Source organism: Flavobacterium sp. N3904 (genome assembly GCF_025947305.1).
Classification (GTDB): domain Bacteria; phylum Bacteroidota; class Bacteroidia; order Flavobacteriales; family Flavobacteriaceae; genus Flavobacterium.
In genome coordinates, this window is the sequence record NZ_CP110009.1 from 4,325,330 (window position 1) to 4,344,929 (window position 19,600).

The following is a 19,600-nucleotide window of genomic DNA, read 5'->3' on the forward strand; positions in this document are numbered from 1 at the left end:
TACCCAATTATACGATAATAATGAAAGATAAACAACAAAATAGGCACATTGTTTACAGTGTTTTTGGAAAATAAATTGCAAATTTGCACCTCAAATTTTACAATCATGCCTGAAATTTCAATCAGAGGTCGAAGAATGCCGGAATCGCCAATCCGAAAATTGGCTCCTTATGCAGATATAGCTAAAAAAAAGGGACATAAGGTTTATCATTTAAACATTGGACAACCCGATATAAAGAGCCCAGAAATCGCAATCAAAGCGATAAAAGACATTGATTTAACTATCATCGAATATGGTCCTTCTGCAGGATACGAAAGTTACCGAAAAAAACTAGCCGAATTTTACACCAAACAAGATGTGAGAGTTGACTATGAAGATATTATGATAACTACCGGAGGCTCAGAAGCCCTTTTGTTTGCCCTTGGAAGTATAATGGATCCGGGGGATGAAGTTATTATTCCTGAACCTTTTTATGCCAATTACAGCGCTTTTTCAGAAGAATCAAGTGCGAAAGTTGTACCAGTAATTTCTACTATTGATAGTGGATTTACACTGCCAACAATTGAAGAATTCGAAAAAGCAATTACGCCAAGAACCAAAGCTATTTTAATCTGTAATCCGAACAATCCAACTGGATATTTATATTCAGAAGCTGAAATTAATCAACTTGGAGAATTGGTAAAAAAACATGATTTGTTTTTAATTGCTGACGAAGTGTATCGTGAATTTATTTATGACCAAAGAGATCAACACTTTTCGGTAATGAACCTAAAAGGAATTGAGCAAAACGTAATCATGATAGATTCGGTTTCTAAAAGATATAGTATGTGTGGCGCACGTATTGGTTGTATGGTGACTAAAAATAGAGAAGTTACTGCTGCTGCTATGAAGTTTGCACAAGCCCGTTTATGCCCACCAACAATTGAACAAATTGCTTGTGAAGCTGCAATTGACACTCCTCAAAGTTATTTTGACGAAGTAATAGTTGAATACAAAGAACGAAGAGATATTTTAATCAGCGAATTGAACAAAATAGAAGGCGTGGTCGTAAAGACTCCAAAAGCTGCTTTTTATTGTATTGCTCAATTGCCAATCGATAATGCAGATGTTTTTGCACAATGGCTTTTGGAAAAATACGAGCTGAACGGAGAAACAGTAATGATCGCTCCAGCTGCTGGATTTTATTCAACTCCAGGCGTTGGTTTGAACCAAGTTCGAATTGCCTATGTTTTGAAAAAAGAAGATTTAATCAGTGCTGTCCGAATTTTGAAAGAAGCTTTGACTGTTTACAATTCAAAATAAAGAATAATAATCACAATTCTCAAACACAGGCAATAGCATTTTATGTTATTGCCTTTTTTGTTTTGACATCAAATTAATCAATCTTTTTATCAATTTTTGCTATAATTAAAAGCCGAAACGATAGAAAATGTTTCCTTTTTATTAATTATCTTTACCCCTTAAAAAAACACACTCATAATAATAGTACCTTTTAATGATAAACAACGAAGAATTTCAAGACGAAATAGGAAACAATCATATTAGTACAAATGCTCAAAATCCAGTAAGAAAGGATGCTTTTGACATTACCGATGAAGAAAAGATTGAAAGAATAAAGAAAGACGTCGAAAACATCCTGCAAACTTTAGGAATGGATTTGACAGACGATAGTATAAAAGGAACTCCCAATCGTGTAGCCAAAATGTTTGTAAAAGAAATATTTGGCGGATTGAATCCTGACAAAAAACCAAAAGCTTCCACTTTTGAGAACAATTACAAATATGGAGAAATGCTGGTTGAAAAAAACATTACACTCTATTCTACCTGCGAACATCATTTACTACCCATTATTGGAAGAGCACATGTGGCTTATATTTCGAATGGAAGAGTTATTGGTCTTTCAAAAATGAACCGCATTGTAGAACATTACGCCAAAAGACCTCAAGTGCAAGAGCGCTTAACAATGCAAATTGTACAAGAGCTCCAACAAGCTTTAGGAACCGACGACGTCGCTTGCGTAATTGACGCCAAACACCTATGCGTGAATTCAAGAGGAATTAAAGATATCGAAAGCAGTACGGTAACTTCTGAATTTGGCGGTAAATTCAAAGATCCTCAAACCAAAAGAGAGTTTTTGGACTATATCAAATTGGAGACTAAATTTTAGTTTCTAAAACATCAATTTCAAAACATTAAACCATTAAGAAATTAAGTATCATTAAGACTTAAAATTCTTTATTCCTTAATGGTTATTATTTTATACAAAGTCAACAATTTATTAATTGTCACATTTACTAATCATACAAAAGATGCCATTGTACAAGACACAAACCTTAAAAATATACAATTCTCTTTCCGGAGAAAAAGAAACATTTACACCAATCAACGAAGGAAATGTGGGGATGTATGTATGTGGACCAACGGTTTACAGCAATGTACATCTTGGAAATGTGAGAACTTTTATGTCTTTTGATGTAATCTTCAGATACTTATTGCATTTGGATTACAAAGTGCGCTATGTTCGAAACATTACGGATGTGGGGCATATTGTGGACGATGTGGATGAAGGCGAAGATAAAATTGCCAAAAAAGCGCGTTTGGAACAATTGGAACCTATGGAAGTAGTGCAACGCTACACCGTAGATTTTCATGATATTTTAAATGCTTTTAACTTTTTGCCCCCAAGTATCGAACCCACTGCAACGGGCCATATTATTGAGCAAATTGAAATTATAAAAACTATTATTGACAAAGGAATTGGTTATGAAGCAAATGGCTCTGTTTATTTTGATGTGGTTAAATTCAATGAAACCAATCATTATGGTATATTAAGTGGCCGTAATATTGAAGATATGTTGGCCAACACACGTGATCTTGACGGGCAATCAGACAAAAGAAACCCACAGGATTTTGCACTTTGGAAAAAAGCCGAACCACAACATATTATGCGATGGCCTTCGCCATGGAGCGATGGTTTCCCGGGATGGCACTTAGAATGTACTGCAATGAGCACCAAATATTTGGGCAATCATTTTGACATTCACGGTGGTGGAATGGATTTAAAATTCCCGCATCACGAATGTGAAATTGCACAAAACGAAGCTTGTACTGGACATACTCCTGTAAATTACTGGATGCATGCCAATATGCTTACTTTGAATGGTAAAAAAATGGCCAAATCGACTGGAAACAATATTTTGCCAGGAGAGATTTTGACTGGAGACAATGCTTTTTTAAGCAAAGCTTTTTCCGCATCAGTAGCTCGCTTTTTCATGTTACAAGCGCATTACAGAAGCATCCTTGATTTCTCTGACGAAGCTATTATTGCAGCCGAAAAAGGATATAAAAGATTGATGGAAGCAATGGAATCTTTAAAAGGAATTTCTGCAAGTGCCACCAGTTCTATAGATATTGCCAGTTGGAAACAATTGTGTTATGATGCTATGAATGATGATTTCAATACACCAATCCTTATTGCACAGTTATTTGAAGGAGTACGTTTTGTTAATTTATTAAAAGACGAAAAAGAGACTTTAAATGCAAACGATTTAAAGCTGTTTACAGAAACAATGCAGGCTTTTGTATTTGATGTTTTGGGATTGGAAGAAGAAAAAACTAATGGCAACACAGACAAATTAGAAGGCGTGGTAAATATGCTTATTGGCATGCGTAAACAAGCCAGAGACAATAAAGATTTTGCATTATCGGATCAAATTAGGGATCAATTAATCGCTTTGGGCATTCAATTGAAAGACGGGAAAGAAGGAACAACTTTTAGTGTTCAGTAGGCAGTTATTAGTTTGCAGTTAACAGATGGCAGTATTCAGTTATGTTAAACAAAATCATTATTTATCCGTTTGTACTACTCGTTCGGTTTTATCAGGGAGCGATATCCCCTTTTACTCCCGCAGCATGCCGATTTGAGCCGACTTGTTCAAGCTATATGATTCAGGCTTTGCAAATTCATGGGTTGTTTTATGGTGGTTATTTAGGCATAAAAAGGATTTTAAGTTGTCATCCTTGGGGCAGAAAAGGGTATGATCCTGTTCCTGAAAAAAAATGCAACCATAATCATTAAAAAAGAAAAATTCATATGTAGATAATATTGTTTATGTTGGAATAAGTAATTCGCAAATCCTCATTAGTATTTGCAACCAATTTATACTCTTGCTCATTTCTTACCTTTTAGTTAACACAATTACTCAAATCAAAATAGTATTTTCACAAAAAATAAAAATAATAAATGACACACGCTTTAAACATTGTTTGGAATCCTTCCGAAGGTATTGATTTAGGTTTTTTTATAATTCGCTTTTACAGTTTGATGTTTGTAATTGCTTTTGGATTGGGTTGGTACATTATGAAACATATTTTTGAAAGAGAAAATATTGCTATCGATAAATTAGATTCTTTATTTGTTTGGACAGTACTTGCCACTTTGATTGGTGCACGTTTGGGACATGTTTTCTTTTACGATTGGGAATACTACCGAAACAATCTGGCCGAAATCATTTTACCATTCCGTTTTAATCCAAAATTTGAATTCACAGGATACCAAGGATTAGCTAGTCATGGAGCGGCAATCTCGATAATCATAGCTATGTACTTCTTTAGTAAAAAAGTGATTCAAAAACCATTATTATGGATATTGGACAGAGTAGTTATTCCAGTTGCCAGTGGTGCTATTTTTGTGCGATTAGGTAATTTTTTCAATTCAGAAATTGTAGGTAAAGAAACTACTTCTTCATTTGGGATTCGTTTTGTAAGAGATCAATTTACACCAAGAGAAGCGGTGAATTCCACCCAGCTTGCTACTCCAAAAGAAGCCTATAATGCTATTGCCACCAATCCTCAATATGCCAATTTGCTGGAACAGGTTCCTGCTAAACATCCGGCGCAATTGTATGAAGCTTTTTGCTACATATTTGTATTTGCAATATTGTTTTTCTTGTATTGGAAAACAGATGCCCGTAAAAAATCAGGCTATTTATTTGGCTTATTCTTAGTATTATTATTCACGGTACGAATTGTAGTCGAATCGGTAAAAGAAAGCCAGGGTGGCTTTGAAAGCGATTTAGGAAACATATTATCAACTGGTCAATGGTTGAGTATTCCTTTTATAGTGGTGGGATTGTATTTTGTTATTACCGCGAAGAAAACAAGTGATCTTTAAATTAAATTTATTACAATAAAAAAATAGCCACTGAAATTCAGTGGCTATTTTTTTATACCAAATCTAAAAATCATACTACTTAGTTTTCTTTTCTTTTAAGAACTTCATAAATTATTTTAATTGCTGTGGAGTACGATTGTTTTCTTATAGAAATCCAATTGTTCAATATCTCCAAACATAGGTTGCAAAAAGCAGATAAGTGATCAAGTGGCTACACAAATATCTCTTAAATTGGATCTTTTTTATTTTTCTGAATGGTGTCTACAATAAAAAAGTCAAGACTTTCTATATATATTTATAAGAAAATAAACAGCAAATACAACAAAGCAAAGCCATACTAAAGTTGCTGTTAATTACCAATAATACTCGAATTTTATGAACAAAAAAAAAGATTCAACTTTCGCTGAATCTTTTTTTTTATTTATGAATTTCTAAAACTAGCTTTGTTGATGTTTGATTTCCACATTTTTCTTGTCTTCTCTAGAAATAGTATCCACTAATACAGGAGTTGCGATGAATAATGAAGAATAAGTACCTACAACAATACCTATAAGCATTGCGAAAATAAATCCTCTAATAGATTCTCCACCAAAGATAAACATGATTAACAATACTCCAATCATCGTTAATGACGTATTGATTGTTCTTGACATTGTAGAGTTAATCGATTTGTTTACAATTTCACCAAAAGTTCCTTTTGTTTTACCATCCAAGAACTCACGAACCCTGTCAAATACAATTACGGTATCATTCATCGAGTATCCAATAACGGTAAGAATCGCAGCAATAAAGTGTTGATCGATTTCCATACCAAAAGGCATAAATTTCCAACATAATGAATAAACTCCCAATACAAAGATAACATCATGCGCCACAGCAGCAATTGCTCCCAAACCATATTGCCACTTTCTGAAACTTACAAGCAAGTATAAAAATACAATCAGCATTGCTCCAAGAACTGCCCAATAAGCATTTGTTTTAATATCCTCTGCAACTGTTGGACCAACTTTTGATTGTTGTACCACACCAAGTTTTTTCCCCTCAGAAGAATTTATGAATTTATCATATGTCAAACCTGCAGAATAATTTTGCTTCAAGCTTTCGTACAACATTTTATTCACTTCTTCATCAACAGCAGTTCCAGATTCTTGAATTTTATATTTAGTTGTAATTTTCAATTGATTTTCATTACCAAAAGTTTTCACCTCGGCACTACCAAAAACTTTAGTCAATTCATCTTTAACTACTTCAGCCTGCATTGGTTTTTCAAAACGTACTTGAAAAGTTCTTCCTCCTACGAAATCCACACCTTGATCAAATCCATTAGTAAAGATTGAAACCAAACTTACGATAGTTACTACTGCAGAGAATACATACGTCCATTTTTTAATTCCCAAGAAATCAAAGTGGAAGTTGGTAAAGAAATCTTTAGAAAACTTAGTTACAAATGACAAATCATTTTTACCAGCAATATTTCTGTCGATAAAAATTCTGGCAATAAAAATAGAAGTAAACAATGAAGTTATAATACCTATTAATAATGTAGTTGCGAAACCTTTTATTGGTCCTGAACCAAAGATAAACAACACACCACCAATTAAAATATGCGTTACGTTTGCATCCACAATAGAACGCATAGCACCTTTCCAGCTATATGAAATTTTCACCGCTTGATCTAATGACAATCCTGCACGTAATTCTTCTTTTGCCCTTTCATAGATAATGATATTTGCATCTACTGCAGTACCCATCGTTAAAACGATACCAGCAATACCAGGCAATGTAAGTACAGCCCCTAATGATGCCAAAATACCAAACATAAACAATAAATTGACAGCCAATGCAATATTTGCGTACCATCCTGCTTTACCATAATAAACCAACATCCATAACGATACTAAAAGCAATCCTATTATAGCAGAATCAGTACCATGATCGATAGCTTCTTGACCTAAGGACGGCCCTACCACTTCTGATTGGATTATTTCGGCAGCAGCCGGTAATTTACCTGCTCTCAATACGTTGGCTAAATCTTTAGTTTCCGTAACATCAAAAGAACCTGAAATTTCAGATCTTCCTCCCGCTATAGGACCACTAGAAACTCCTGGAGCAGAATACACGATATCGTCAAGAACGATAGCAATATTACTTTTTTGAGTATAAGCTCTTCCTGTCAATTCTTCCCAACCTTTAGCACCAAGATTATTCATTTGCATAGAAACTGCTGGTTTACCCATTTGATCAAAAGTATCGCTAGCGTCAGTTACAACACCACCACCCATAGCAGCTACATTATCTCTATTTCCTTTTAAAGCATACAATTCAACAACTTCAATATCTTTTTGTTTTGCATCCTTAATAGTAGTTGGTTTTCCCCATACAAATTTTGCGTAACGTTGATCGCCTGTCAATAAAACTCTAATATCAGCTCTTTTAAAATAAGAATTGATTACAGCAGTATCTTTTGGAGAGAAAAGACCTAAAACCGGTCCGCCACCTTGAGCTACAATTTTATCAATGATAGGATTATTCCCTTTTTTAGTAGCGGTAGAATCTTTTCCATCAGTCAATAAAGCACTTAATGAATCTTTAGCAACCGTTTTTGTTTCTACTTTAGCAACTTCGGTTTTTTTCAAAGCTTCATTTGCAGCCATGATAAAATTACCGATTTCCTCTACCTTATATGTTTCCCAAAACTCTAATTGAGCTGTACTTTGCAATAATTTTTTGATTCTATCTACATCTTTAGCACCAGGAAGTTCTACAAGAATTCTTCCAGTTTCTCCTAATTTTTGAATGTTAGGTTGTGTTACACCAAATTTATCGATACGTTTTCTCAATACTCCAAAAGCACTTTCAACAGATTCGTCAACTTTTCTTTTGATTACTTTTTGAACCTGAGAGTCTGTCATTTGAAAAGAAACTCCTCCATCACCTTGCAAACTTCTGTTAGCAAAAATATCTGGCGATGCTAATTTTACGGTACCGTTTGAATTGGCTTCAAAAGCTTCGAAGAATGCATCAATATAGGATTGATTTCCTCTTTGATTTGCAGTGGCATCCGCCAAAGATTTATTAAAAACAGGATTTTTCGAATTATTTGATAATCCTTTCAAAATGTCTTTAACCGAGATTTGAAGAATCACATTGATTCCCCCTTCTAAGTCAAGCCCTTTGTTGATTTGTTTATCTTTTACTTCATTGAATGTAAAATCAGTAAAACCTAAGCTAAACACTTTTTCTTTACCAATTGAATCCAAATATTTTACTTCTTTTTCTGGGTTTGTACCAGCAAAAGCTTTTGCATCACTTTTTACTTTGCTAGAGACAAAAGTGAAAGAAAGTTGGTAAATACTTACCAATGCAAATAGAATTGCGAAAAATTTAATAAGTCCTTTATTCTGCATTATTACTAAAAATTAATTATTTTTATTTATTTATTTTTGCTTTAAACCCTATAAAATAAGCCATTACGTCGATTTTGGTAAACAAAAAAGAACTGCACGATTTACATCATTTTTTTTAAACCGAGCAAATATATAATTAACGGAAAGATTAACCAATTTATTTATTGATTAATATCAAAAAAAAGACCGCAAAAATGCAGTCTTCTTTTTTTTATACGTAATTTATTATGCTAATACTGTTTTCAAATCAGAGTTCATGCTTCTTACAGCTTCTGCACTTTTTGCAAAAGCAGCTTTTTCAGCATCATTCAATTTAATATCAACGATTTGTTCAATTCCATTTTTACCTATAATACAAGGTACTCCAATACAGATATCACTTTGTCCGTATTCACCATCAAGCATTACAGAACAAGCTATCATTTTCTTTTGGTCATTTAATATACTATCTACCAAGTAAGCAACAGAAGCTCCTGGCGCATACCAAGCTGAAGTTCCCAACAAACCTGTAAGTGTTGCACCTCCTACCATTGTAGCAGCAGCAACTTTATCTAATTCTTCTTGAGATAAAAATTCAGAAACCGGAATTCCATTGTAGGCAGCCAATCTAGTTAATGGTATCATTGTAGTATCACCGTGACCACCGATAACCATTGCAGAAATATCATTTGAAGGTTTATCCAATGCTTTAGACAAATAATATCTAAAACGAGAACTGTCTAATGCTCCACCCATTCCTATAATTCTATTTTTTGGCAATCCTGTAGCTTTCAATGCTAAGTAAGTCATGGTATCCATTGGATTCGATACAACAACAACAATACAATTTGGCGAATGTGCCAAAACATTCTCAGCAACTGTTTTTACAATTCCTGCATTTATTCCTATTAGTTCTTCTCTGGTCATTCCTGGTTTTCTTGGAATCCCAGAAGTGATCACAACAACATCGCTGTTTGCCGTTTTAGAATAATCATTTGTGACACCTGAAACATTAGTATTAAAACCAGTATTTGTAGCACATTGCATGATATCCATAGCTTTCCCTTCGGCAAAACCTTCTCTGATATCCAATAATACTACTTCACTTGCAATTCCTCTATAAGAAATTGAATCTGCACAGGATGCTCCTACATTCCCTGCTCCTACAATGGTAACTTTCATTTTTATTTGTTTTTATTAATTTCAAATCAAAAAAGAAAAATACAGTTACTCTAAAAACTACGCATCGATATTTGCGTAAACTGCATTTTTCTCGATAAACTCCCTTCGTGGCGGCACTTCATCACCCATTAACATAGAGAAAACTCTATCTGCCTCTACCAGACTATCTATAGTCACTTGTCGCAAAGTTCTAAAACCAGGATCCATTGTTGTTTCCCACAATTGTTCTGCATTCATCTCTCCAAGACCTTTATATCGCTGAATTGCTGCTCCTCCACCCATTCTAGCATTTGCATCATCACGAGTTTTATCGTCCCAAGCGTATTCTTTGTTTTTTCCTTTTTTAACCAAGTATAATGGAGGTGCGGCAATATATACGTGTCCTTCTTCAATTAATTCTTTCATAAATCGGAAAAAGAAAGTCAAAATTAAGGTAGCAATGTGACTTCCATCGACATCGGCATCACACATAATAATTACTTTATGATATCTTAATTTTTCGATATTTAAAGCTTTAGAGTCCTCGGCTGTTCCAACTGTAACACCAAGTGCCGTAAATATATTTCGAATCTCTTCGTTTTCGAATACTTTATGATGCATTGCTTTTTCCACATTCAAAATCTTACCTCTCAAAGGCAAAATAGCTTGAAAAGCACGATCACGACCTTGTTTGGCCGTTCCTCCTGCCGAATCTCCCTCGACAAGATATACTTCACATTTTGCAGGGTCTTGTTCTGAACAATCGGATAATTTCCCTGGCAATCCACCACCACCCATTACGGTTTTACGCTGCACCATTTCACGCGCTTTTTTGGCTGCATGACGTGCTTGGGCTGCAAGAATAACTTTTTGAACAATAATACGGGCATCATTTGGATTTTCTTCCAAATAATTCTCTATCATTTCGCTCACCGCCTGACTTACCGGAGATACTACTTCACGGTTTCCAAGTTTAGTTTTAGTTTGACCCTCAAATTGAGGCTCAGCCACTTTTACCGAAATAATCGCAGTAAGACCTTCGCGGAAATCATCTCCAGAAATATCAAACTTCAATTTGTCCAACATACCAGAGGCATCTGCATATTTCTTTAATGATCTTGTAAGACCAGTTCTAAAACCTTGCAAGTGTGTTCCCCCTTCATGGGTATTAATATTATTTACATACGAAAAAATATTCTCAGAGTAACTTGTATTGTAAATCAAAGCTACCTCAACAGGAATTTCCCCTTTTTCGTTATCCATAGAAATTACGTGTGCAATAATTGGCTCACGATTTCCGTCTAAATATCGAATGTATTCTTTAAGACCTTCTGAAGAATGGAAGATTTCTGAAACGAAATTTCCGTCTTTATCAACTTCTCTTTTATCTGTAAAAGTAATCGTGATTCCTTTATTCAAATAGGATAACTCACGCATACGCGCAGACAATGTATCATATGAATATTCTATTGTCTGAGTAAATATGGAAGGATCCGGATAAAAAGTAACGATTGTACCTCTCTTAGTAGTTTCACCAATTTGTTTAACCGGATAAAGTGCTTTCCCTTTTTCGTATTCCTGCTCGTATACTTTTCCATCGCTACTGTGCACCGTTGCTCTTAAATGATTTGACAATGCATTTACAACAGAAACCCCAACACCGTGAAGACCTCCAGAAACTTTATACGAATCTTTATCGAATTTACCTCCAGCACCAATTTTGGTCATTACAACCTCTAATGCAGAAACACCTTCTTTTTTGTGAATCCCAACCGGAATACCACGCCCGTTGTCTTCAACAGAAATGGATCCATCTTCATTGATATCCACTCGTATCGTATCACAATGACCTCCCATTGCCTCATCGATAGAGTTATCTACTACTTCATAAACTAAATGATGTAACCCTCTTACACCTACATCTCCAATGTACATCGATGGACGCATTCTCACGTGCTCCATTCCTTCTAAAGCTTGGATACTGTCTGCTGAATAATTGTCCTTCTTGATTTCTTCGCTCATATATTTTAATCTAAAAAAATGTGATTTTCGTCTAACACGCAAATATAGAAAATTGTTACCTATTTAACCTTTTTATTCTTGCTTTAAGCTCTTAAGTTATTAACATTTATAGTTTATATCCATAAAAAAACGCCTTCAAAATTGAAGGCGTTTTTTTGGACTATATCTTAGATCAAATTTATGCTTTTACACAAGCATCTTCATACAAACTTACAACTACTCCATCTCATTAAATTATTGCTGTTTTTTAACCCTGCCTCCACTCTAAAGCGAATATTGCACTTACAACCAACTTATACTTTTGAAATGCTCAAAGCATTTAATATCGCTCTTGAAATGCATTATAAAAAAGTAGCGAAAGAATTGAAAAAAAAAGTGGGTTTATATTTTTCAATACAAACCCACTATCAAATAGTTAGACTATAAAATTAATTATCTCATAATTCGAACATTCATTTCTTCTACTTTTTTATCCGATAAAAGAGAGGGTGCGCCAAATAATAAATCTTCGCTGGTTCCTGTTTTTGGGAAAGCCATAACTTCTCTAATGGATGCTTTTTTCTCCAAAATCATCATCAAACGGTCAATTCCCCACGCAATTCCTCCGTGAGGCGGTGCGCCGTATTGAAAAGCCTTGTGCATCGTTCCTACGCTTTTCAGCATTTCTTCTTTATTGTAACCCATATTTCTATAAGTCGCTTCTAAGATCTCCGATTTATGTGCACGAACAGATCCTCCACCTATTTCGTAACCGTTCAAGATTATATCGTATTGTTGTGCTATAATTGTTCCTATTTCCTCGTCATCGCCTTTCATGTGCTTTTCTAAATCGTAAATCGCAGGCATAGAGAATGGATTATGTGTAAATGTCCATCTACCTTCATCTGTTCTTTCAAACATTGGGAAATCAATTACCCAAGCCGGACACAATTCCTTCGGATTGATTAAGTTTAATATTTTACCCATTTCTTGACGAACAGCATCCAAAGCTTTGTTGGCAGTAGCATAATCTGCCGCTGAAAAGAATACAATATCACCTATTTGTGCGTCTGTTGCTTTGATAATTCCAGCAGCAATATCTTCACCTAAAAACTTAATAATTGGAGATTGCAATTCATCTTCATTTACAATAATATAAGCCAATCCACCCAGACCGTGCTGCTGAGCAATAGCCGTAAGATTTTCGATTTGACCTTTAGACATTCGCTTATTCCCTTGCTCTTTAGCAGAAACCTTGATACATTTTACAATTCCACCATCTTCAATAGGCTTACTAAATACCTGAAAAGTCGTATCTTTTACAATGTCTGTAATGTCTTGCATTTTTAAGCCATAACGCAAATCCGGTCTATCACAACCGTAGAAATCCATCGCATCTTTGTATGTAATCACTTCAAACGGACGTAAAATCCATTTGTTGCCATAGATTTTCTTCACTACTTCATTAAACATTTTGGTATTTAAATCTATAATCTGCTGCATACTAGCGTAGGCCATTTCCATATCCAATTGCGTAAATTCCGGCTGACGATCTCCACGAGAATCTTCATCTCTAAAACAACGCGCAATTTGAAAATACTTTTCATACCCACTCACCATCAACATCTGTTTAAACTGCTGAGGAGCTTGTGGCAATGTATAAAAGAAACCGGCTTGTTTACGTGTAGGAACAATAAATTCACGTGCTCCTTCATCAGTTCCTGCACTTAAAATAGGAGTTTCAATTTCTAAAAACTCTTCTTCGTCTAAAATGTCACGCAATAACTTAATTACTTTATGACGGTTTACGATTGCTCTTCTTACCTCTTCATTTCTATGATCTAAGAACTTGTATTGAAAACGAATAGCTTCGTTCGTTTTGGCAGCTCTTTTAATTTCAAAAGGCAATGTTTTAGACAAGTTTAAAATTTCTAAAACTGAAGTTTCCAATTCAATTTTACCTGTACGTAATCCTGCATTATAATCATCTTCATTACGACCAACAACTTTACCAGTTACTGAAATAACCGATTCCGGTTTTAATTTCACTAACTCATCTATATTAGGAAATGATTCCCTGCTGATTCGCACTTGAAAAATCTCATAACTGGAATCACGTAAATCAATAAACATCAATTCACCGTGGTCACGAACACTGGCAACCCAACCAGACAAAATCACTTCTTGTTGGATGTTTTCTTCGGATAATTGCGAAATTTTATGCGTTCTATAAGTATCCTTTATAATAATCGGAATTTCAGGAAGAGTCTCTTCTTGAGTTTCTTTATTTTCTGCAATAATTTCTTTGGAATCTTTTTCAGAAGCTTGCTCTTTTTCTAATACAGCGTCAGCTCCAAGTTTATCTAAAATAATCTGACGAATTACTTTTCCATTGGCTCCTTTTCCAATAATTCCTAAAACCTTACCAACTAAAATACCAGCTTTTCCTTGATCTCCTGTTTTAATGTCATTGGCAACGGCTTCATTTTCTGAAATTATTTTTGCAATAACTTCTTGTACTTTCTCTTCTGAAATCGTATTTTCTTCAAAGTACTTGTTGTAGTCAAAAGTTCTATCTTTCAAATAACCTGTAATCGCATTTTGAACTAAAACCGCAGTGATTTTCTCGGCTTTAAATAATTTAAAAATATCCGTTAAATGAGCAATACTATGAATTTCAGCATAATCTTCAGCCTTTATATTGTTTGCTAAAGTTTTAGCAACAAACGAAGGATCTTTGATTTCGTTATTTATTTCTACAAATGTTTCTGAACGCAACTTATCTGCCGTAAAAAACTTAGCGTCTTGGGGCAAAACTCCTCCGTTAATTAAAATAGATTCCACTGCGTAAGGCAAAGCACTAGTATCGACTTTAATAGATTCAATTTCATTTTTTATATTTACAAAAGGCAAATCTGGTTCCGAAATAAAACGGTAATCGGCTTCAAATTCTTTTTTACGCATTACTTTGGTCTGCTTTAAGTCAGCATCCCATAACACAGTCGTTTGATCAGGTCGAAACTCTTTATGCTCTATAAAATAATTGAATTGCTTCTCTACTTCTTCCTTTAAAGCTTCCACCATAAACTTAAACGAGTTCAAGTTTTTGATTTCCGTTCTTGGATTTAATTCGTAACTGTGTTTTTTACGCAAAGACACCGAAACATCCGATTTGAATTCTCCTTTTTCCAAATTCGCTTCAGAGATTCCTAAATTCTGAACGATACGTTGAATATACTGAGCATAAGTCGAAGCATCTTCAATATTTCTAATACAAGGTTCCGTAACAATTTCAATCAACGGCACACCTGCTTTGTTAAAATCGACTAGCGAAATTTTCTTTTCGTGCATCAATTTTGCAGCATCTTCTTCAATATGAACCTGAGTTAAATTTACAGTAAATTGTGAACCATCATTTCTATAACAAGAAACTTGTCCGTCAGGAATAATCGGATTGTGAAATTGCGTTATCTGAATATTTTTTGGATTGTCGGGATATTCATAATGCTTTCTATCCCAAGATATTACTTCATTACTAAATGACGAACCGACAGCTTTTCCAAAATAAATCGCTTTTGTAATTGCTTCTTTATTTAAGGCCGGTAAAACGCCCATTTGCCCAGTACAAACCGAACATATATTTTCGTTTGGTGTTTCTATTTCTTGATTTGGACAAGAACAAAACAACTTGGTTTTGGTATTTAATCGAACGTGAGTTTCCAGTCCAATTACCAATTCTAAATCGTGGGCTTTTATAGCCGCAGTTAATTGCTCCAATTCCATTATATTGTATCTTTTAAGAAGTTAGCAAACTTCAACACTAATTCATCATTATTTTTTGCTGCAGTAATTTGCAATCCAGTGCTTGTTCCTTGCGGCACAGTTAAAGTTGGCAATTGTCCTAAACTAAAACCTACCGTATAGGCATCCGACAAATACATCGCCAAAGGATCTTTCAAACTGTCTCCAATTTTAGGCGGAGTACTTGGTGTAACCGGAGATAAAATGATATCTACTTCTTGAAAATCTTTGCTGAAGTTTTCAGAAATCTGATCTCTTAGAGCCAATCCTTTTAAATATATTTCATCTGAAAAACCTTGTGACAATACTTGGTTTCCTCCTACAATTCTGCGTTTAGTTTCTTCTGAAAAGTTTTCAGAACGCGTCACTGCATAAGTTTCTATTAAATTCTCCGCTTCAATACGGTTACCATAATTTGTACCGTCGAGACGAGATAAATTAGAAGCCGTTTCCGCCATTGCCAACGTATAATAAGTTGAAACTAAAATGTCCGATTTGAAAAAATCCAATTCTTTTACTGCAATTCCTTTAGCTTTCAGTTTTACGATAGTAGCTAAAAAATCAGCTTTTATTTGACTATCAATTGCATCGCTTTCAATAAAGTTTTTGAAATACCCAATTGTTTTAACAGTTGAAGTTGCAATTGCCTCTTCACTAATTTCATTTGAAGTAATTGAAGTTTGATCTTTTGGATCTTTTCCGCTCATTACATTCAATACAATTCGGATATCTTCAATTGATTTAGCCAATGGGCCAACACAATCCGTAGAAGATGCATAAGCCATAAGACCAAATCTGGAAATTCTTCCATAAGTTGGTTTGAAACCATAAATATGATTATAACCAGCAGGCTGACGAATTGAACCTCCAGTATCTCCACCAATTGAAAATACAGTATATTCTTTTGCAACGTTAACTGCAGATCCACCACTTGAACCTCCTGCAACTAATGTGGGATCAATTGCGTTTTTTACAGCGCCAAAAATCGTGTTTTCGCTAGAAGATCCATGACCAAAACTATCACAGTTTTCTTTTACTAATGGAATAGCACCTGCGTCCAATAATTTTTGAATTGCAGTCGCAGTGTAAGGCGATTTATAATTTTTCAACAACTCAGAACTTGCAGTAGCGTAAGTTCCTTGCAACATATATACATCTTTAATTCCAAAAGGAATTCCTTCTAACAAACCAATTGTTTCTCCGTTTGCAATTTTAGCATCCACTTTAGAGGCCAACTCTAAAGCCGAAGTTTCCAACAAAGAATTTACTGAATTATACGTATTTTGTTTGAGTAGGTCTAATTTTTCTTGTACCAAAGCTGTACAAGTTATTTGTTTTGACACCAATTGCTGGTGTATTTTTTTTATCTGAGAATCCATTTTTTTATCCTTCTATAACTTTAGCAACAACTAAAAAACCATTTTTCTTGTTCGGGAAGTTTTCCAAAATTATTTGCTTCTCAATAGCCGAACTCTCTATCACAACATCTTCTCTTAAATTATTTACAGACACACAATTACGATTGACATTATTTGCAGTATTATTATTTGAAGGAAGTGCATTTTTAATTACATCAAATAATTTGTTCACGCTCTCAGAAGGCTGTGCTCCTTTAATACTCGACAATATGTCGACTGTCATCGTTTTGCTCATAATTTATTTCGTTTTAAAATCAAACTTTTAAGTTGGCGAATTTACAAAAGTTTTATTTGGGAATCCCGTTTTTTTCAATGATTTAGATAGTTTTCAGTCAAAGAGCGATACTATTTAACATTATGTTAGAATTAAATGTATTTCGTAACACTATTGTGAAATGTATTAATGCACAACTAAAAAATATAACAAATAAGCCGTTGAGTGTAATTATTTTCAACCTATAAAGCCATGAATTTTGCAAACTTAAAAGTTATTTGACTTTTACTCCCTTCAAAAACACTTGAGTCGGTTTTAATTTAACGATTTGATTTTCATCTACATTCATTATATCCTGATCAAACAGTACAAAATCGGCCCATTTCCCAACTTCAAGACTCCCTTTTTCCTTCTCTTCAAAATTGGAATAAGCTGCCCAAATGGTCATCCCTTTTAAAGTTTCCTCTCTAGTCAATGCATTTTCCATCTGGAAACCACCTTTTGGAAAGTTCTTGCTGTCTTTTCTAGCTACAGCAGCGTGAAAAGTCAACATCGGATTCACTTCTTCTATAGGAAAATCGGTTCCTAAAGCGATGACTCCCGCTTTTTGAAGCAACTTTTTGTACGCATAGGCATTTTTCAATCTTTCTTTACCCAATCTTTCTCCTGCCCAATACATATCGGATGTGGCATGAGTGGGCTGCACAGAAGGAATAATTCCTAATTTAAAATAATCAAAATCGGATTCTTGAATCACTTGTGCGTGTTCAATTTTCCATCTTCTGTCTTTTTTACCCGTCAACACTTCTTTGTATATTTTTAAAATAACAGTATTGGCCGAATCTCCAATGGCATGTGTATTCAATTGAAAAGGAGAATTAGCGATTTGTTGCGCTATAGATTTCAAATCCGAAATAGACGAAAGTAAAGCTCCATATTGTTTTGGACTATCCGAATACGGTCTGTGCAAACAGGCGCCGCGGGAACCTAAAGCTCCGTCTCCATACATTTTAAAAGAGCAAACATTCAAATTATCTGTTTTATAAATTCCTTTTTTCAGATACAAATCAATATTTTTTTGATTTGCCGTAACCATGGCATAAATATTAATTTTCAAGGCTTTTGCTTTTTGAAGACTGTCCATCAAATTAATAATATCTGGATCCAAACCGGCATCACTAACGGTTGTCAATCCATAATCAAACATCACTTTTTCGGCATCCAATATCGCGGCGATTTGTGTTTTTCTACTTGGTTTAGGTATTACTTTAAAAACCAATTCCATCGGATTATCAATTAAAATACCGGTCGGCTCTCCATTTTCAATTTCAATTTGACCACCAACAGCTTTTGTGTCTTTGGTAATACCTGCCAATTTCAAAACAACACTATTTACAATAATTGCATGACCATCGATTCGGTTCAACACCACAGGAAAATCAGGAAAATCCCTATCTAAATCTGCTTTTGTTGGAAACTTCTTTGTATCCCAATCATTTTGATCCCATCCATTCCCAACAATAAATTTAGGATTTTTTTCTTTTTGAAATTTCTTGATTTTATCAATTACTTCCGCCATGCTTTTGGTTCCTCGCAAATCAACTTCTTGCAGACTTAATCCGTAACTATAAAAATGACAATGTGCATCGTACAAACCCGGATACACAAACTTCCCTTTTGCATCAATAGTATTTTCAGATTCATAAGCTTCTGAAATTTCATCGTTTGAACCAACAGCCACAATTTTGCCTTTATCGATTGCCATAGCCGAGGCTTTACCAAAATCTTTGTTTACCGTATAAATAGTAGCATTCGTAAGAATAGAATCGACCGCAATTTTATTTTTTTGATTACAGGAAATCAATAAAATCAATGAAAACAGAAAAAAAATTTTCTTCATAATAAACAGTTTAATTTAGTGGAGCTAATATAAAAAAAAGAAGCCCGATAAACCGTAATTAATAAAATGAATTGTTCCGAAAGAAGTTTGTTATAAAATTTCCTCTATACTGTATTTTGTAGTATTGATTTCAAAAGTAAAGTCCACTTGATTTCCCATCAATTTATTTCCAAGTGGAGATTGTGGCGACAAAGCAATAACATTGATTCCTTCAACATTGATTTTTGGAAGTGCAAGACTCAGGTACAAATAGATTCCATTGGCTTTTACCAAACTTCCTAAAACAATGGTTTCTGCAACAATGGTGGCGTCTATTTTGTCTAAAACCGCTTTTTGGGTCAATACTTCCCTGAGTTTGGTATTGAGTTTTTCCTGTTCAATATGCATCATAGACAAAGCGGTCTCGTGCTTATCGCCAGCGGATCCTTTGGCATCGTTCTTGGAATCTTCGGTCAAGGCCACAATCATGTCTTTGAAAACATCGATTCTGTCCTGAACTAATTGCTGATACTGATGATATATTTTTTGTTTAAAAGTCATTAGGAG

General features: G+C 34.5%; 13 protein-coding genes. 5 read left to right on the top strand and 8 right to left on the bottom strand.

Annotated elements, in window-relative coordinates; all coding sequences use genetic code 11:
* Positions 1 to 105: 105 nt before the first annotated feature.
* The 5 genes from OLM57_RS18450 (at position 106) to lgt (ending at position 5,173) form a co-directional block, all read left to right on the top strand.
* Positions 106 to 1,302, top strand: coding sequence for a pyridoxal phosphate-dependent aminotransferase (locus tag OLM57_RS18450; protein WP_264565158.1), 1,197 nt, complete (start codon positions 106 to 108; stop codon positions 1,300 to 1,302).
* 193 nt (positions 1,303 to 1,495) lie between these two features.
* Positions 1,496 to 2,167, top strand: a complete 672-nt coding sequence (gene folE / locus OLM57_RS18455; RefSeq protein ID WP_264565159.1) for a GTP cyclohydrolase I FolE — start codon at positions 1,496 to 1,498, stop codon at positions 2,165 to 2,167.
* A 142-nt stretch (positions 2,168 to 2,309) separates the two neighbouring features.
* Positions 2,310 to 3,788 carry a cysteine--tRNA ligase gene (gene cysS, locus OLM57_RS18460; RefSeq protein WP_264565160.1) on the top strand — a complete coding sequence of 493 codons (1,479 nt, stop codon included), beginning with the start codon at positions 2,310 to 2,312 and terminating at the stop codon, positions 3,786 to 3,788.
* 41 nt (positions 3,789 to 3,829) lie between these two features.
* Positions 3,830 to 4,078, top strand: coding sequence for a membrane protein insertion efficiency factor YidD (yidD, locus tag OLM57_RS18465; RefSeq protein ID WP_264565161.1), 249 nt, complete (start codon positions 3,830 to 3,832; stop codon positions 4,076 to 4,078).
* 165 nt (positions 4,079 to 4,243) lie between these two features.
* Positions 4,244 to 5,173: a prolipoprotein diacylglyceryl transferase gene (lgt, locus tag OLM57_RS18470; RefSeq protein ID WP_264565162.1), complete on the top strand. Its 930-nt coding sequence runs from the start codon at positions 4,244 to 4,246 to the stop codon at positions 5,171 to 5,173.
* 437 nt (positions 5,174 to 5,610) lie between these two features.
* Here the strand turns inward: lgt and secDF are convergent, their stop codons facing one another.
* From secDF to OLM57_RS18510, 8 genes are all read right to left on the bottom strand, one after another.
* Positions 5,611 to 8,580 carry a protein translocase subunit SecDF gene (gene secDF / locus OLM57_RS18475; RefSeq protein WP_264565163.1) on the bottom strand — a complete coding sequence of 990 codons (2,970 nt, stop codon included), beginning with the start codon at positions 8,578 to 8,580 and terminating at the stop codon, positions 5,611 to 5,613.
* A gap of 225 nt (positions 8,581 to 8,805) precedes the next feature.
* Positions 8,806 to 9,741 (bottom strand): malate dehydrogenase, encoded by a 936-nt coding sequence (locus tag OLM57_RS18480; RefSeq protein WP_264565164.1) that lies wholly within the window; start codon positions 9,739 to 9,741, stop codon positions 8,806 to 8,808.
* A gap of 57 nt (positions 9,742 to 9,798) precedes the next feature.
* Entirely contained in the window at positions 9,799 to 11,742 is a 1,944-nt protein-coding gene (gene gyrB, locus OLM57_RS18485) for a DNA topoisomerase (ATP-hydrolyzing) subunit B (RefSeq protein WP_264565165.1), read from the bottom strand.
* A gap of 432 nt (positions 11,743 to 12,174) precedes the next feature.
* Entirely contained in the window at positions 12,175 to 15,504 is a 3,330-nt protein-coding gene (gatB/aspS, locus tag OLM57_RS18490) for a bifunctional amidotransferase subunit GatB/aspartate--tRNA ligase AspS (protein WP_264565166.1), read from the bottom strand.
* On the bottom strand, positions 15,504 to 16,901 hold the full coding sequence (locus OLM57_RS18495) for an amidase (protein WP_264565167.1): 1,398 nt from the start codon (positions 16,899 to 16,901) through the stop codon (positions 15,504 to 15,506). The genes gatB/aspS and OLM57_RS18495 overlap by 1 nt, the downstream gene beginning before the upstream one ends.
* Positions 16,902 to 16,905: 4 nt before the next feature.
* On the bottom strand, positions 16,906 to 17,175 hold the full coding sequence (locus OLM57_RS18500; RefSeq protein WP_264565168.1) for an Asp-tRNA(Asn)/Glu-tRNA(Gln) amidotransferase subunit GatC: 270 nt from the start codon (positions 17,173 to 17,175) through the stop codon (positions 16,906 to 16,908).
* 253 nt (positions 17,176 to 17,428) lie between these two features.
* Positions 17,429 to 19,054, bottom strand: coding sequence for an amidohydrolase (locus OLM57_RS18505; RefSeq protein WP_264565169.1), 1,626 nt, complete (start codon positions 19,052 to 19,054; stop codon positions 17,429 to 17,431).
* 90 nt (positions 19,055 to 19,144) lie between these two features.
* Positions 19,145 to 19,594 carry a hypothetical protein gene (locus tag OLM57_RS18510; protein WP_264565170.1) on the bottom strand — a complete coding sequence of 150 codons (450 nt, stop codon included), beginning with the start codon at positions 19,592 to 19,594 and terminating at the stop codon, positions 19,145 to 19,147.
* Positions 19,595 to 19,600: the final 6 nt, after the last annotated feature.

What these genes read in the sequence shown, in the direction of transcription:
- OLM57_RS18450 (WP_264565158.1), top strand. Translation starts at nt 106, where the DNA reads ATGCCTGAAATTTCAATCAGAGGTCGAAGAATGCCGGAATCGCCAATC.
- folE (WP_264565159.1), top strand. Translation starts at nt 1,496, where the DNA reads ATGATAAACAACGAAGAATTTCAAGACGAAATAGGAAACAATCATATT.
- cysS (WP_264565160.1), top strand. Translation starts at nt 2,310, where the DNA reads ATGCCATTGTACAAGACACAAACCTTAAAAATATACAATTCTCTTTCC.
- yidD (WP_264565161.1), top strand. Translation starts at nt 3,830, where the DNA reads ATGTTAAACAAAATCATTATTTATCCGTTTGTACTACTCGTTCGGTTT.
- lgt (WP_264565162.1), top strand. Translation starts at nt 4,244, where the DNA reads ATGACACACGCTTTAAACATTGTTTGGAATCCTTCCGAAGGTATTGAT.
- secDF (WP_264565163.1), bottom strand. Translation starts at nt 8,580, where the DNA reads ATGCAGAATAAAGGACTTATTAAATTTTTCGCAATTCTATTTGCATTG.
- OLM57_RS18480 (WP_264565164.1), bottom strand. Translation starts at nt 9,741, where the DNA reads ATGAAAGTTACCATTGTAGGAGCAGGGAATGTAGGAGCATCCTGTGCA.
- gyrB (WP_264565165.1), bottom strand. Translation starts at nt 11,742, where the DNA reads ATGAGCGAAGAAATCAAGAAGGACAATTATTCAGCAGACAGTATCCAA.
- gatB/aspS (WP_264565166.1), bottom strand. Translation starts at nt 15,504, where the DNA reads ATGGAATTGGAGCAATTAACTGCGGCTATAAAAGCCCACGATTTAGAA.
- OLM57_RS18495 (WP_264565167.1), bottom strand. Translation starts at nt 16,901, where the DNA reads ATGGATTCTCAGATAAAAAAAATACACCAGCAATTGGTGTCAAAACAA.
- OLM57_RS18500 (WP_264565168.1), bottom strand. Translation starts at nt 17,175, where the DNA reads ATGAGCAAAACGATGACAGTCGACATATTGTCGAGTATTAAAGGAGCA.
- OLM57_RS18505 (WP_264565169.1), bottom strand. Translation starts at nt 19,054, where the DNA reads ATGAAGAAAATTTTTTTTCTGTTTTCATTGATTTTATTGATTTCCTGT.
- OLM57_RS18510 (WP_264565170.1), bottom strand. Translation starts at nt 19,594, where the DNA reads ATGACTTTTAAACAAAAAATATATCATCAGTATCAGCAATTAGTTCAG.